11 protein-coding genes are annotated in these 14,345 nt (G+C 59.7%); all 11 read right to left on the bottom strand.

The features are described from left to right. Window positions 1-9: 9 nt before the first annotated feature. The 11 genes from B9N43_RS01550 to B9N43_RS01500 all read right to left on the bottom strand — a co-directional run bounded on the left by B9N43_RS01550 (window position 10) and on the right by B9N43_RS01500 (window position 14,260). On the bottom strand, window positions 10-1,107 hold the full coding sequence (locus B9N43_RS01550) for a radical SAM protein (protein WP_145840585.1): 1,098 nt from the start codon (window positions 1,105-1,107) through the stop codon (window positions 10-12). After that, window positions 1,104-1,886 (bottom strand): class I SAM-dependent methyltransferase, encoded by a 783-nt coding sequence (locus B9N43_RS01545; protein ID WP_145840584.1) that lies wholly within the window; start codon window positions 1,884-1,886, stop codon window positions 1,104-1,106. Before B9N43_RS01545 ends, B9N43_RS01550 begins: the two co-directional genes overlap by 4 nt. Continuing rightward, window positions 1,883-3,088, bottom strand: coding sequence for a hypothetical protein (locus B9N43_RS01540; RefSeq protein ID WP_145840583.1), 1,206 nt, complete (start codon window positions 3,086-3,088; stop codon window positions 1,883-1,885). Before B9N43_RS01540 ends, B9N43_RS01545 begins: the two co-directional genes overlap by 4 nt. Then, a complete protein-coding gene (gene asnB, locus B9N43_RS01535) occupies window positions 3,078-4,907 on the bottom strand; it encodes an asparagine synthase (glutamine-hydrolyzing) (RefSeq protein ID WP_145840582.1) in 1,830 nt (609 codons plus the stop codon). Before asnB ends, B9N43_RS01540 begins: the two co-directional genes overlap by 11 nt. Before the next feature lie 2 nt (window positions 4,908-4,909). Continuing rightward, window positions 4,910-5,944, bottom strand: a complete 1,035-nt coding sequence (locus B9N43_RS01530) for a DUF354 domain-containing protein (RefSeq protein ID WP_145840581.1) — start codon at window positions 5,942-5,944, stop codon at window positions 4,910-4,912. Window positions 5,945-5,968: 24 nt separating this feature from the next. Continuing rightward, window positions 5,969-6,850 (bottom strand): glycosyltransferase family 2 protein, encoded by an 882-nt coding sequence (locus B9N43_RS01525; RefSeq protein ID WP_145843395.1) that lies wholly within the window; start codon window positions 6,848-6,850, stop codon window positions 5,969-5,971. Further along, the gene (locus tag B9N43_RS01520; RefSeq protein ID WP_145840580.1) at window positions 6,837-8,564 is read right to left on the bottom strand and encodes a tetratricopeptide repeat protein; all 1,728 of its coding nucleotides are present in this window, start codon (window positions 8,562-8,564) and stop codon (window positions 6,837-6,839) included. The genes B9N43_RS01525 and B9N43_RS01520 overlap by 14 nt, the downstream gene beginning before the upstream one ends. 282 nt (window positions 8,565-8,846) lie before the next feature. Further along, the gene (locus B9N43_RS01515; RefSeq protein ID WP_186453924.1) at window positions 8,847-9,296 is read right to left on the bottom strand and encodes a pilin; all 450 of its coding nucleotides are present in this window, start codon (window positions 9,294-9,296) and stop codon (window positions 8,847-8,849) included. A gap of 145 nt (window positions 9,297-9,441) precedes the next feature. Beyond that, a complete protein-coding gene (locus B9N43_RS01510) occupies window positions 9,442-11,058 on the bottom strand; it encodes an HD family phosphohydrolase (protein WP_145840579.1) in 1,617 nt (538 codons plus the stop codon). 6 nt (window positions 11,059-11,064) lie between these two features. Continuing rightward, complete coding sequence (locus tag B9N43_RS01505) at window positions 11,065-13,440, bottom strand: ATPase, T2SS/T4P/T4SS family (RefSeq protein WP_145840578.1); 2,376 nt, start codon at window positions 13,438-13,440, stop codon at window positions 11,065-11,067. A 52-nt stretch (window positions 13,441-13,492) separates the two neighbouring features. After that, window positions 13,493-14,260 carry a 3',5'-cyclic-nucleotide phosphodiesterase gene (locus B9N43_RS01500; protein ID WP_145840577.1) on the bottom strand — a complete coding sequence of 256 codons (768 nt, stop codon included), beginning with the start codon at window positions 14,258-14,260 and terminating at the stop codon, window positions 13,493-13,495. Window positions 14,261-14,345 lie beyond the last annotated feature (85 nt).

Here is a 14,345-nt window from a genome sequence, read left to right as displayed (position 1 = left end):
CAGGAGAGCCTAGCGAAGTATCAGCCGGTATCCCCTGTGCAGGGTGTCCAGCATGGTCGGCAGAGCAGCCTTTGCAGACAGGCGCAGATTCTCTTCTCCGTAACAGGAGAGAAAGCATTTCGGGCACTTGCCAGTGCGTGCTGCCTCCCGCGCATTCCGGTGCTCTGCGGATTCCCAGATTGCCTCCATATCCTGCTTGACGAGATTCCCCAGTGGCTCCGTCACGAAAGAGCACAAGGTCACGTTGCCGAACACGTCGATTTCAATCCGGTTGGAGCCCTGCAAGCAGGGCACCGGAAAATAGGTTCTGGGTTGGAGGTAGAACTCAAGGGCTCGGCGCAAGTAGGCTTCGCTGTTCTTCACGATCCCGGTTTTCCGTTTGAGTTCCAGTAATGCCTCGATGTTTGTCGCGGCCTTTTCCATGAAGCCCGTACCGCCATATTGTTGTCCCTTAAGGATCGTCGGCGCATTGAAATAGGAATCGTGGTATGCCGTATAGCGAATGCCGGCTAGGCCCTTGGCCTGGGCGAACTCGGCTAGAGGAACCCAGTCATCGATGTTCTCACGCATCAACACGGTCCCAATGCTGACGCCCCGTACTCCCGCCTCCAGAAGGTTATCGATATGACGGCTGACCTTATCGAAACCGCCCTTTAGGCCACGAGTGGCCAGATACGCCTCATTGCCCACGCCATCGAGGCCGATGGTCACTTGACGCGGTCCCAACTCCGCCAGACGCCGTGCTTTGGTCTTGGTAAACAGCGTGCCATTGGAATTGACGCCAAACCCCAGACCCAGATCGCGCAGATGCTGGAGTATCTGGAAGACGTCCCTGCGGGTGAACATCTCGCCGGAAGCATTGACCCCCACGAAGCCGACACCGAAAGCCTTGAGACGGGAAAACACGATGCCCCATTGTTCGGCTGTCAGCTCATCCGGGTCGCGATCCCCTTTCCAGAAGTCGCACATGTTGCAGCGGGAGTTACAGTACTTCGTGATGTAAACCGCTGCGATGGTCGGTCGAATGTACCCAGACAACTGGCCATTCGACAGTGGTGCTGCAATGGCACGCAAGCCCTCGTGGGCAATCAGGGTGAATTTGCTCACTTTACCGCCGCAATCATCAGGTGCCAACCGATGCGCCGCGACAGCCAGCGATAAATAGGCAGCGGTATCAGTCGGAACAGGACACCATATCCCTCTCCGAATAGGAAATCAGGTTTGATCTCCACGCTGCGGAAGCGCGCAAAAAGCACCTTGGCTTCCGCCATGGTATAGCGCCGCACCACGGGGCACAATTCATCCTTCTCCTCGAAAGGAACCCCCAACAATCTATGCACCCACTCATTCAAGGAACGGCGGTGATAAAGCATGATCAAGGCAATGCCACCGGGCTTGAGCAATCGAAAGACCTCATCTATCGAGCGCGAGGTATCGGCCGCATGGTGCAGAACACCAAAGGAATAAATGTAGTCGAATGACTCCGCCGCAAGTGGCAAACCACAAGCATCTCCGACCAGAAAAACGCCGGGCAGTCCTTCCCGGCGAAATCTTGCCTGCGCTGTAGCCACACCGACATGGGTAAGATCGGCGGCAGTGACATTCAAACCTTGGCGGGCCATGGTATAGGTGTCCAGGCCGACACCGCAGCCGATCTCCAATACCGAACGCCCCGACTGCATCCGCTCGATCCAGGGCTTCAGGTGCCGATGAGAGCGGTAGCGCTGGGTTTCAAGATCACGGAAATAGGCATCCTCACCTCGCCCATGACGGGAAACCGTCTTACCGAAGACTCTCTCGGCGTTGACACGACGGGACCAGAAATCCCGAATCTTCCCGGTCAGTTCCGAGGAAGCCTCGATTCTTGGAGGTTCAATATTATTCATGATGACAGAGACCCGCTATTCACGTCCGCCTCGGCCCGCAAATAGCCGGCCATTGCACGACACATCCACGCATTGCACCAACGCATGAACGTAAACTTTTTACGATAATGTTTTCCCTGTTGGTAATAAAAGCGTCCTGCGGAATCGTACATGGCGTTCAGCGTCCAGGCCATGACCCGGTCTGCCAAGCCAGGTGCCGCCTGTCGTCCCGCAGCAGAAGAGAAAGTCAGGATGCCCTGTGCCGCACCGTGGACGTCGTGAGGAAAATCCCGGTGACTCATCCAGCGAGGAGAACCGTCCTCATTGAACAGATGACGGGCGTAAAAGACAAGCCCTCGCCGATGAGACTCGTGCCAAGCATCATGATCGAGGGCAACCATCACCCGCGCTAAGGCATCGAGAATAAAACCGGTGTGGTAGTTGTCGATCTTGACCGGTGAATGCTCTGGTGGATCGGTGTAGAACCAGGCACCTTCCGTCGTCTGGCAGGAAACCACGTAGCGCGTCAACCGCAAAGCCTGGCGCCTCAACTCTGCATCCTCCGACAAGGCCGCCAGTTGCGCCAGCACGGCCCCCACCAAGATGGACACGTCCATCACCCGCATGGACATCTCCATGGGCATATAGCCCAGGCACAAACGGTCGGGCTCATCCAGCAGGCGCGGCAGACGGCCGAGGAAGAAGCCGGTGGCCGATTCCACGGAGCACCGATAAGCCTCATCACCGGTAACCCTGTAAGCCGCCAGCAGGGCCTCGCAGACAAAGGCCGTGACCACGGCATTGGGTGTGGACCGGGGAGCGAAGAAGCCCAGGTCCTGCCAGGGATATTGATAGCCCCAGCAGTCCCCGCCCCAGTCGCCGTCGGATCGCAGGGTGCGCAGCAGCTTCAGCAAGCACCGCGCCTCCTCCAGATAGTGCTCCTGCTTCGTGCTCCGGTATCGATCCAGCAGCGCCATGACGAACAGAGCCAGTCCCTTGGGGTTATGAACCCTGGGCACCCCCAGCAGACCACGGATATTCACCGGGAAACGCATCACCGCCTGAGTGGCGAGGATGCGCGTCCAGCGATGATGGCCCGCCACGGCCCAGACCAGGGGACTGTTCAAGGCGTCATGCTTGGTGTGCTCCCGATAGTCCCGAGTGCGGCTCCAGGCCATGGTCTGGTCGAACACCTGGATCAGGCGGGCCTCTTCAATACGCATCGAACTCCTCCATCAGCAGGTGGGCCTGAGCCATCAGATAGAGCAGGAACCACTGCCAGCGCTGGCCTCGCCTTGCCGGCCCTGCCATGATCTGGCCGACGAAGGCCCCATTGAATAGTCGATGGCGGGCGATCCGCTCCGGGCTGAGATAAGTATCGAAGAACGGTCGCAACGCTCCCTGGGCCAAGGCGACGATATCCAGTTGAAATCCGCTCTTGGGGCGGCGGAGAATCCTCCCGGGCAAGGTCTGCCGGGCACAGCGGCGCAGCGCATGCTTGGCCCGACCCAGAGGCATCAACCCGGCCCTGGATGCATTGAGGAAATAATCCACCAGCCCCTCATCCAGCAGGGGCACACGGATCTCCAACCCCGCCCGCATGCCCATCCGGTCCTCGTTCCACAACAGGTCGTTCACCATCTTGTTGCGCAACTCGAATTCGGCCATGGCCTTGACCGGATCAGGCTCACGGGGCCAACGCTCCGCCACCAGAGTGAAGGCATCGGGCAATGCCGCATCCATCATGCGTTCGCCATAAATCTGACGCCGCAGCTCGGGGCAATCCCAGACATTGCGCAGCAGGCCATAAACCCGGGGCCAGTCCGGCAGGGCTTCCAGCATCATCAGTCCGCGGCGCGGCTCGGTCCAGGCGTCCGGTGCCAGCCGCCCCAGGAGGGGGCGGGCCAGGCCGTGGCGCAGGCCGGAGGGAAGTCTGCCGGCCAGATGGGCGAGCCAGAAGATGCGATGAGCGTTGTAGCCATAGAACAACTCGTCCCCCCCCAGGCCGGACAGCGCGACTTTGCCCTGCCGGGCCACGAACTCCGCGAGCTGCATGCCCTGCAAGGCGTTGACCTTGGGCACTTCAAGATGGCGCACCATGGCGCGATGCAGTTCGATGCCATCCTCGATGCACAAGGAGGCACGCTGATTGGGTAAACCCAGCAGCCGAGCGGTTTCCAGCGCATGGTCGGCTTCCCGCGGGTCGTCGCCGACCTCCAGGGTATAAGTGGCCAGAGGACCTTCCCTGGAGGCCAGGGCAGCGATCAAGGCGGAATCGACGCCTCCGGACAAATAAGAGCCCACGGGTACATCGGCGACCATATGCCGAGCCGCCGCCTCCGCCAGCAGATCCGGCAGCGGCTCTAGCTGTGAAGGACGCTGCCGTGGCAGTTCCGCCAGGGACACCGCATCCTGGCGCCAGGTCAGCACCCGCCCGGGGGGGAGCTGAACGATGCCGGAGAAGAGGCTGCCATCGCCGGGCAGGTAACGAAAATTCATCACGCCATGGAGGGATGGCTCGTGTAACCGGGGAACGATGCCCCCCGCCAGCAAGGCCTTGGCCTCCGAACCGAACAACAGCTTATCGCCGTGCTGCGCATAGAACAGGGGCTTGATACCCACCGGATCCCGGACCAGGTAGCCCGTCCGGCTCGATTCATCCCACAGGGCGAAGGCGAACATACCCCGCAGGTGGCGCCAGCCCGATACGCCTTCCCGCTCGAAGAGGGCCAGGATCACCTCGGTATCGGAGTGAGTGCGAAAAGGATAGCCGGCCAGGCCCTGCCGGAGTTCCCGGTAGTTGTAGATTTCCCCATTGAAGACTATCCAGTTTGTACCTGACGCGCCCCGCAGGGGCTGCTGCCCGCCGGCCGGATCGATGATGGCCAGACGATTGTGGTTCAGCGCCGCGTTCTCAAACAGCTCCCTCCCCCAACCGTCGGGACCACGATGGGAAAGGGATTGCCGCATCACATCTATCCATCCCCCATCCCGGCCGGATGACAACGGAGATGCGGAAAATGCGCCACTGATGCCGCACATGGCTAAAGGGCGGTCCCCCGCTGTTCGATGCGGTCCGCCACATAGCTCGCCACATCGATGGTCTCGGCCAGCAGGCGCCGATGCCGTTCGGGCCACACGCTGCTGGGCTGTTGCAGCATTGCGCTGGCACTTGCAATCAGGCGATCGGCGTCGAACTGGCGCAGGTTGCTCACCAGACCGTAGCGATGCTCCTGCTCGTCGGTGTAGCCCCGTCCCGTATGGGCCGCGTAAATGGCCGGCACACCCAATACCGCACACTCGGAGGCCATGGTGGCGCTCTCCCCCACGAACAGGCGGCAATGGGCCATTAGATGATGGACGTCGCCCACGCGGCCCCGGTAGGCAAAGGAGGCCAGATCCTCGGGCAGGGACGTTTCCGAGGAGATATGCACCCGGCCACGCTCGGCCAGCCAGGCGACCAGCCGTCGCAGCAGGGGGACGCTCCAACCGGTCTCCAGCAAATCGTGATTGGCCTGCCACGACACCGTGCGGACAAAGAAATTATCCCGAGCTGGGTCCAGTCCGTTGTGCTCCGCCAAGGCGCGATCGGGCTGGAAGCGACGGGGATGCAGATAGGAAAGCTCATGATAGCCGTCGTACCGTTCCTGGTGTGACGGCAGACGCCCCTGATAGCAGCGGGGCACGATCACCCGTCGGGCGAAGGGATAGGTGATCGCATTCTGCAGCTTGGCATTTTCGGTGTCGTAGAACACCAGACTGGGAATGCCGGACAACCAGCCCACGTGCGCGACGAAGGTACCTCCGATGGCGGCCATCGCATCGGGACGCTCGCGCCTTGCCACCTGCCACAAGGCCCAGTCTCGTTTGATCAGTTCCTGGCCCAGGACAAGCAACCCTCCCCCCTTGTGGGCGCTGAGCACCACATGTCTGACTCCAAGCTCATCCAGCAGTGGCAAAGCCATTTCCTTGGCCCGACTGGTCACGACCAGCTCATGGCCGCGCGCCGCCAGCAGTTCCATGGGCTGACGAAAGAAATGCACATGGGCCGGGTGATTGATGTCGATCAGGAACTTCATCTTGGGGTGCCCGTGGACGGGAAACTACAGATGATCGTCGCCGTCGGTGCCCTTGAAATTCAGGGCCGCGATCTGCTCCGAGACCAGGCCGATCAGAAACACCAGCACCGAGGTGATCAGCAGCAGAGCGCTCATGTTGGTGAAGCGATGCTGGGTCAGGTAGGTGTAGACGTAATAGGCGATCCCCGTTCCAAAGAAACCCAGGCTGACCGGGAGGAACAGCTTCATGGGGGAAAACAGGGTACCGATCTTGAAGATGATCAACAGAAAACGTATGCCATCGCGCACGATCCGGACATGGCTACGACCGATCCGCTTCTTCACCTCGACGGGTAGATAGGCCACCGGCAGGCCGCTGCGGAAGAAGGACATGGTGATGGTGGTGGGATAGGAAAAGCCGTTGGGCAGCAGGAACAGGAAGCGGCGGAACTTGTTGGCCCGGACGGCGCGGAAGCCGGAAGTCAGATCCAGGATCGGCTGTCCCACCATCCAACTCGCAAACCGATTGTAGAACCCATTGGCAGCAGCCCGATGGAGTCCTGCCTGGGAATTGGCGGATGTTCGGGCTCCGACGACCATGTCGTAGCCCTCATCCATCTTCTCCAGCAACTTCGGAATATCCTCGGGCTGATGCTGACCGTCGGCATCCATGAAAACCAGGATGTCTCCCGTGGCGGCACGGGCACCGGCCTTGATCGCGCCGCCATTTCCCAGTGAATAAGGATTCCTGGTGACCGAAGCGCCGCCTGCAATGGAAACCTCTGCCGTGGCATCCGTGGAGCCGTCATCCACGACCACCACCTCCGACACCATGGGCAGATTTCGAATGCGAGCCAACACGCCTGCCAGCGATGGCGCTTCATTTTTGGCTGGGATGACAACCGACACTGTCCTATTGGATTGCATGTTTGCCACTTTTCAATAATTCCAAGCCGTTGCGCAATTTCGCCAGGTCATCAGACGAATAACCTTTTCTATCCTGCCGCTGGGCCTCATCGATAGCCCTTTCTGCCGACTCGGCATCACCGGACGATATCAGCATCGCAGCGAGGAAAACCCACAAGTCCGCATGACTCGGAGCATCGGCCACCGCAGCACGCATCAATACCAAACCATTTGCCCGATCGCCCACGATATTAAACAGGAACAGGCCATAGCCGGCTTCCCAACAAGCGCGGGGATAACCCGTCAATAATCGATTTTCGATGGCCGCCTGATACAAACGCCTGCCGTCCTCAATCGAGAGAATCGGCTTGGATGCCGAGAGTTGCTCACCTAGGATGCGAGGAATGAAACTGCTCGCTCGCGGCGGGACCCCATTTCGCAGGCGCCGCTCGAACTCATCCAGATAGTCCGGGGGGTAAGGCACTCCGCTCACGGAAGAAAGCTTCATCATGCCGACAAATGGCGCCAAAGTATGCGGATCCGCACTCCTGGAACGATCGAAGAACTGATGGGATTGCGCGTAATACTCATTGACCAATTGGGCGTTTTGCCCGATTGCACCGGCAATGATCAGTCCCGCATCGAAATTCGCGCGTGACGACTCCGGATGGCGGACAGCCTCATAGACCGGATAAGCAACCTTTTCTCCCATTGCCTGCGCACGCAAAGCCGTGTTGATGAGCGCCAGGAAAATCAGTCCGCAGAGCAACCCGATGCGGGCCTTCCAGAACACACGACTCCTCCAGACCATCAGGTAGGCACTGGCAAGCAGGATGCCGTACTGCGGCAAGTAATTGCGATGCTCAAAAACGAGTTCCAAGGGAATGACCGTCGATTCCGTTGCATGCCCCAGGTAAAACCAGGCAATGCCGAATGCCGCCAAAGGCTGGCGTCTGCGTAACCACCAACCCAGAGCCAGTAGCGATATGTGCCCCAGGATGGCCAGTGCCGTTGTCCAAGGTTGGAACAACCCCAAGGACAGGGGGAAACCATCATGGTAGAGTCCCATTGCAGTACTACTCGGCAACACAATCTGGCGCAGGTAAAACCACAGTACCCTGGCCTCGGTGAGGAGGCGTTGTTCCAGGGTGAACGCTCGATCCGCATAGAGACTGTTCAGCCATCCCGGATATTCCAGCCAGAACGCCAATACGGCCAGGGCAGCCAGAATGGGACCCAGCAGGCCCAGAGTACGCAGAAACCTTTCCTGGCCGGCGGTCGCTCCCCGAAACCGCAGTACCAACACCTCGGTCAGCCAGGCAAAACCGAAAGTCAAAGCACCATTCTCCTTGGTCAGCAACGACAGAAGGCCGCCAACCAACAAAACAGCCATGGCCGTTATCAAATCACCTGATCGCCCCGACTCCAGTGATTTCCGGCGCCACCGCAGATAGCCCCAAAGAGCGAAGAATGAAAACAACGCAGAAAGGCTGGTCATGCGCTGCACGATGTACAGAACGCCCGTCACGCCCAAGGGGTGGAATGCCCACCAGGCGGTGACCGCCAAAATCAAAATCTTTTCCGCAGGCGCCAGTCCTCGCTGGCCCGGCGTTCTAGGCAGGGCCCTTACCAATTCCGTGGTCAGCAGGGCCAGCAACAGGCTGTTGGCAAGGTGGATAAACAAATTGACCAGCTTGAAATGGTCTGGCTCTGTTCCCCAAAAATACTGCTCCAAGGCGAAACTCCCCATTGCGACGGGGCGCCCCAGAGGCCCGGCATCGGAAGAAGTCGCAGCGGCCAGGAACTCCTTCCAGTTGAGCTCCCTCATGCTCAGGCCAGCGTTCCAGACAATCTGGCCATAGTCATCGAAATAGTAGGCACCCCGCAGCCCCCCCAATATGCCAAGGCGGTGAGCAGCAAAATGACGACAATCCCGATCGGAATCGACAAGCGAGCAGAAATATTCATGGCGAAAAAAAGCCCCGGTTAAACCGGGGCTTTCCAGAAAACAAAGAAATTACTTGCAGCTGGCCGGCAGGAAGCGGGTAGGGATACCGTTTGTACCAGCAGCTCGGCAGCGCCAGACGATCATGCCATTGGTCAGAGTGGCAGACATCTGCAGGAGATTAGCGCTGGCCAACTGCGGAATGGTTGTGGTATTCATGGACATTTCGACCACGTTGCAAGTACCGGCTGTACCACCATCCGCACACTGCACCCTGGTCACGTTACCAGCCGCCGCGGAATTGAAACCAGCAGAAGCAGTGGAAGGTGCAAAGGTGTTCTGCGCAGAAAAATACTCAGCCACCGAGGTCTTCGCTTCGGCCAGACGGGCCAAACCTTCGGAAACCCGGGCGCGAACCGTGTAGTCCTGATACGCCGGCAGCGCCACGGCGGCCAGGATACCGACGATGGCGACCACGATCATCAGTTCGATCAGGGTAAAGCCTTGTTGCACTTTTTTCATCACTTCCTCCTTACGGTTGAAAAACGGAAACTTGCCGCCATGATAAAGCAATAGTCACGCCAGGACCATTCCCGGATTTGATGCGGAATCAGGGAAGGGGGTGGATGCGCATCAACGATCAAAGCGCAAAAAGTAACAAAAATCGTCACCCCTGAAGCACGCTTTCCGGATCGACCTCGTCGATCTGGCTCGGGTCCAGATAGCGCTCGGCATATTGCCTGAAAACCCCCTGGCGGACGAAGATTTCGAACAGGTCCGGGTCGATGTGGCCGTTGCGGGCGAAATTGCTCAGAATGGAAATCGCCTGGGACAGCTTCATTCCCGGTTTGTAGGGGCGGTCGGACGCGGTCAGGGCTTCAAAAATATCGGCAATTCCCATGATGCGGGCCTGGACCGACATCTGCTCCCGGGTCAGCCCCTTGGGATAACCCTTGCCGTCCATGCGCTCGTGGTGGCCGCCGGCATATTCGGGCACGTTGCGCAGGTGCTTGGGCCAGGGCAGTTGCTCCAGCATCCGAATGGTCGCCACGATGTGGTGATTGATCACTTCCCGCTCGGCCTGGGTCAGCGTGCCGGCCCGGATGGTGAGGTTCTCGATCTCATCTTCCGACAGGAACGGCACCTCGTGTCCATCCGCATTGCGCCAGCGGCGGTTGGCGCCGATGTCGCGGACCCGCTGCTGATCCTCGGCCCGCATGGTCTCGCCGCCGATGTTGACGCGGTGCAGGAAGGCCCGCTCTTCATCGAGGGCCGCCCACTCCGACGCCAGCGCGGCCTCGGCGCGACGCGTCAGGCAGGATTCCCCGCCGGCCAGCGCCTGCCTCAACATCCGGATCTCGGCATCCCGCTTCAAGACCTCGAAGCGGGTATCCAGCAGGTGGATGCGATCGAACAGGGCCTCCAGCTTGGCGGCTTTATCCACCACGTGGACCGGCGTGGTCACCTTGCCGCAATCATGGAGCAGACCGGCGATTTTCAGTTCATAGCGGTCCTTCTCGGTCATGCGGAAATTCGCCAGGGGACCCTCCGTGGTGAGATTCACGGCCTCGGCCAGCATCATGGTCAGCACGGGCACGCGCTGGCAATGGCTGCCGGTGTAGTGGGATTTCTCGTCGATCGCCAGGTTGATCAGGCTGATGAACGATTCGAACAGGTTCTCCAATTGGCTGATCAGTTGCCGGTTGGTCAAGGCAATGGCCGCCTGAGAAGCCAGGGATTCCGCGAGTCGCTGATCTTCCCAGGAAAATTTCCCAACCTCGCCGGTAACCGGGTCGACGGCATTGATCAGTTGCAATACGCCGATGATTTCATCTTCATGGTTCTTCAGCGGCACGGTGAGAAAGGAACGGGAGCGATAGCCCGTCTTCTCGTCGAAAATCCGGGTTCCGGTGAAATCGAAGCCGGCTTCGGTGTAGGCATCGGCGACATTCACGGTCTTGTCGTTGATGGCGGCGTATGCGGCGACCAATGCATTGTTGGGTGCGCCATGCGCATTGACCAGCGGCAGATCCGGCAGGGAAATGACGTTGCCGGTGGTGCCTCCGAGCGCGATGTTCAGGGAGTCGGTGCGCATGATCTCGAAGCGAAGGCTCGTCCCGTCTTCCGTCATCCGGTACAAGGTGCCGCCGTCGGCATGGGTGATGGTCTTGGCCGCCAGCAGAATGTTTTCCAGGAGGCGGTTGATATCCCGCTCTTTGGAGAGCGCGGCGCCGACCTCGTTGAGGTGGTCAAGGCGCTTGAGGAGGTCTGCCGGAGAATTCATGATGCATCACTTGATGCAGACCGCCCGAACCTGCTTCATGTCGGTAATGCCTTGCAACACCTTCTCCATGCCGTCCATTTTCAAGGTCAACATGCCATCGGCCAGCGCCTGTGCCAGAAGCTCCGCCACCCGTGCATGCTCCTGGATCAGTTTCTTGACCGGATCGGTGCCCAGCATGAGTTCGTGGAGGCCGACCCGCCCTTTGTAGCCCGTACCGTTGCATTCCGGACAGCCCTTGGGCCGATACGCGGAGAACTTTCCGTCCTTGCCGTAGTCCTGCAGCAGACGCTGGCGCACGGCATCCTGGGCGGCCGTCCGGTCTTGCTTGAAGGTTTCGGTATTGACCAGTTCGGAACAGTACTCGGCCATGAAGAGGCGCATTTCCTCTTCGTCGGGCGTATAGGCTTCCTTGCATTTTCCGCACAGACGCTTGGCCAGCCGCTGGGCAAGGATCCCCAGCAGTGCGTCGGCGAAATTGAAGGGGTCCATGCCCATGTCGAGCAGACGGATGATGGATTCCGGCGCGCTGTTGGTATGCAGCGTGGCGAACACCAGGTGGCCGGTCAGCGAGGCTTCGATGCCGATGCCAGTGGTCTCGGCATCGCGCATCTCGCCCACCATGATGATGTCCGGATCGGCACGCAGAAAAGCCTTCATCACGACGGCGAAGTCGAGGCCGGCCTTCTTGTTGACCTGAACCTGGCGCAAGCCTTTCTGGGTGATTTCCACAGGATCCTCTGCGGTCCAGATCTTGGTGTCCGGCGTATTCAGGTAGCTCAGCACCGAGTGCAGCGTGGTGGTCTTGCCGGAACCTGTCGGACCACAGACGAAGAACAGGCCGTAGGGCTTGCTGACCGCGCCCTTGAGTCTTTCCAGATTGGTCGGCAGCACGCCCAGCTTGTCCAGCGGAATCGGCTCGCCCGCGGCGAGAATCCGCATCACCACATCCTCGACTCCGCCGGCGGAGGGAATGGTGGCGACCCGCAGCTCGATATCCAGCGGCCCGAACTTCTTGAACTTGATCTTGCCGTCCTGGGGCCGGCGCCGCTCGGCGATGTCCAGGTCGCACATGATCTTCAAGCGCGCGACGATCGCATTGCGGTAGGTGGCGGGAATTTCCACATACTTCTGCAAGGAGCCGTCCTTGCGAAAGCGGATGAGGGTCTTTTCCTTGCCGGGAGATGGCTCTACGTGGATGTCCGAAGCCCCTTGCTGGTAGGCGTCGATGATGATCTTGTTGACCAGCTTGACCAGTTCGTTGTCGGCGGCGGCGGACACATCGTCGGCCGCAGCGTCGGCATCCTCGTCGTCGTCCATGCCCGAGAGCAGGTCGCCCACCGAGGTGGAGTCCATCTCCATCCCGCCCCTGGCGCCGAACAGGGCATCCAGGGTTTCCTGGAATCCCCGGTTGGTGGTGACTCGATAAGAAATCCTGGCTCGGGGAAAAACGTTATTGACGACGCGGGAGCCCTTGACCTGCTCCGGATCCAGGCAGAGCACCACGATGCCCTCCGCCGTATCGTCGATCGGCGCCCACTGATTCTGTTCCAGGTACTCGCGCTTGAGGTTCTTCAGCAGATCCACCGGTTTCAGGCGTTCCGGATTGTGGCTCTCATAAGGAACGTTGAAGAATTTCGACAACGCCGAGCCCAGTGCCGAAAGCGTCACCTGATACCGCTCGATCAGGATGTCCTCGATGCTCTGGCCCTCCTGGCGCGCCGTGCGCTTCGCCAGATCGAGTTCGTCGGCGGTGACCACGGCATCCGCGACCAGGAAATCATATTTCGACCTGACCGGCCTTGCCGGCTTGTTGCGCTGAGTGAAGGCGATGGCCAGGGTCTCGCACAAGCTCCGCACGCCCTCCTCCGCCACCTGGGCGAAAGGCGTGCCCGCCTTGTTGTTGATGATCTGGACGACCCCTTGAAGCTCGCCGCTGGATTGATCGACAATCGCGGCCACCAGCATCTGCTGGGTGCGATATCCGGTGCGCTTGTCGACTTCCTTCAGGAAACGCAGGCTGTGGTGGATCGCCTTCAGCTCCGCCTCGTCGTACACATCGCTGACATTCACCACCCGCTTGGACAAGGCCACATAACCGGCAATGCTCTGATCGGTGATGGGAAGTTTCAAATCCTTGAAGGAATTGAGGCCGGTCTTGAGCTTGGAGACGATGAAAGCCCTGTCTTCACTGACCGCATACAGCGTCAGCCGGTCGGCATTGAACAGGTTGCAGATGTCCTGGGACAGCTCCAGCATGATCTCATCCACGTTCGATGTGGCATGGATGCGGTTGGTCACCGCCTGGAGATTCTTGAAGAAGGTCAGCCGGTTGCTGACATCGTTCAGGCTGCCTTCCGAAGATGGAACGGGTACGGCGCTCATTGCGTCACCTCGACTGCGATCGGACAAGCCCGCGATCCATGATTCATCAGCTTCACAATTCGAACACCTGGTTGTTTTGCAACATCCGGGGCCGATATTCGCCGATGCCGTCCTCGATCTCCAGCATCGTCAGTTCGATCTGGCCCGGCTTCAAATGCGTAATGAACAGCTCCACCTCCCGCCGCAAGCGGGTGAGCTCCTGCGCCAGCATGCTGGGACAGAGGTGCTTGGAGGCTGTCGCGAGTTCGAATTCCCGATTGGGGAAAGCGCATTCGACAATCAGGTAACGCAGATTGGGGGCGTCATTCACGCTTGCCCAGAATCCGGGGCAGACCGTGGTGTCACCGGAAAAGATCAAGCTGGCCCGTCCCGAATCCAGGACATAGCCGACGGCCGGAACCGTATGATTGACCTCGACCGCCGTAATGCTGCGTTCGCCGAGACGAACCGCCTCGCCCGCCTGGATCTGCTGGAAACGCACAAACGGCGCCTCGGGCGAGGGAATTTCGGTGAAGTCCGGCCAGACGCACCAATTGAACACGTGCGTCCTCAGGATCGCCAGTATCTCTTCGGTGCCATACACCGTCAGCGGCCGGTCCCGCATATCGCCGACGGTATCGGCGATGAGCGGCAGGCAGGCGATGTGGTCGAGATGCGTGTGGGTGACGAACACATGGTCGATGCGCACCAGTTCGGCAATGGACAGGTCTCCCACGCCCGTGCCGGCATCGATCAGGATGTCCTGATCCACCAGCATGGACGTGGTACGCAAATGGCGGCCACCGATGCCGCCGCTACAACCGAGAATCCGTATCCTCATCGCGAAGCGCTCTTTTGACGTGAAATGCGCCGTTGAAACGGCAAGTCAAACAGTCGGGCATAGCGAGCAAAATTGATTTCCATGA

This window comes from Denitratisoma sp. DHT3 (assembly GCF_007833355.1).
Lineage (GTDB): Bacteria > Pseudomonadota > Gammaproteobacteria > Burkholderiales > Rhodocyclaceae > Denitratisoma.
This window is presented reverse-complemented; position numbering and strand designations above follow the sequence as displayed.

Bases quoted from the DNA above. Each gene is read 5' to 3' on its own strand.
- B9N43_RS01525 (WP_145843395.1), bottom strand. From the start codon at position 6,850: ATGCAATCCAATAGGACAGTGTCGGTTGTCATCCCAGCCAAAAATGAA.
- B9N43_RS01540 (WP_145840583.1), bottom strand. From the start codon at position 3,088: ATGCGTATTGAAGAGGCCCGCCTGATCCAGGTGTTCGACCAGACCATG.
- B9N43_RS01510 (WP_145840579.1), bottom strand. From the start codon at position 11,058: ATGAATTCTCCGGCAGACCTCCTCAAGCGCCTTGACCACCTCAACGAG.
- B9N43_RS01545 (WP_145840584.1), bottom strand. From the start codon at position 1,886: ATGAATAATATTGAACCTCCAAGAATCGAGGCTTCCTCGGAACTGACC.
- B9N43_RS01505 (WP_145840578.1), bottom strand. From the start codon at position 13,440: ATGAGCGCCGTACCCGTTCCATCTTCGGAAGGCAGCCTGAACGATGTC.
- B9N43_RS01515 (WP_186453924.1), bottom strand. From the start codon at position 9,296: ATGAAAAAAGTGCAACAAGGCTTTACCCTGATCGAACTGATGATCGTG.
- asnB (WP_145840582.1), bottom strand. From the start codon at position 4,907: ATGTGCGGCATCAGTGGCGCATTTTCCGCATCTCCGTTGTCATCCGGC.
- B9N43_RS01530 (WP_145840581.1), bottom strand. From the start codon at position 5,944: ATGAAGTTCCTGATCGACATCAATCACCCGGCCCATGTGCATTTCTTT.
- B9N43_RS01500 (WP_145840577.1), bottom strand. From the start codon at position 14,260: ATGAGGATACGGATTCTCGGTTGTAGCGGCGGCATCGGTGGCCGCCAT.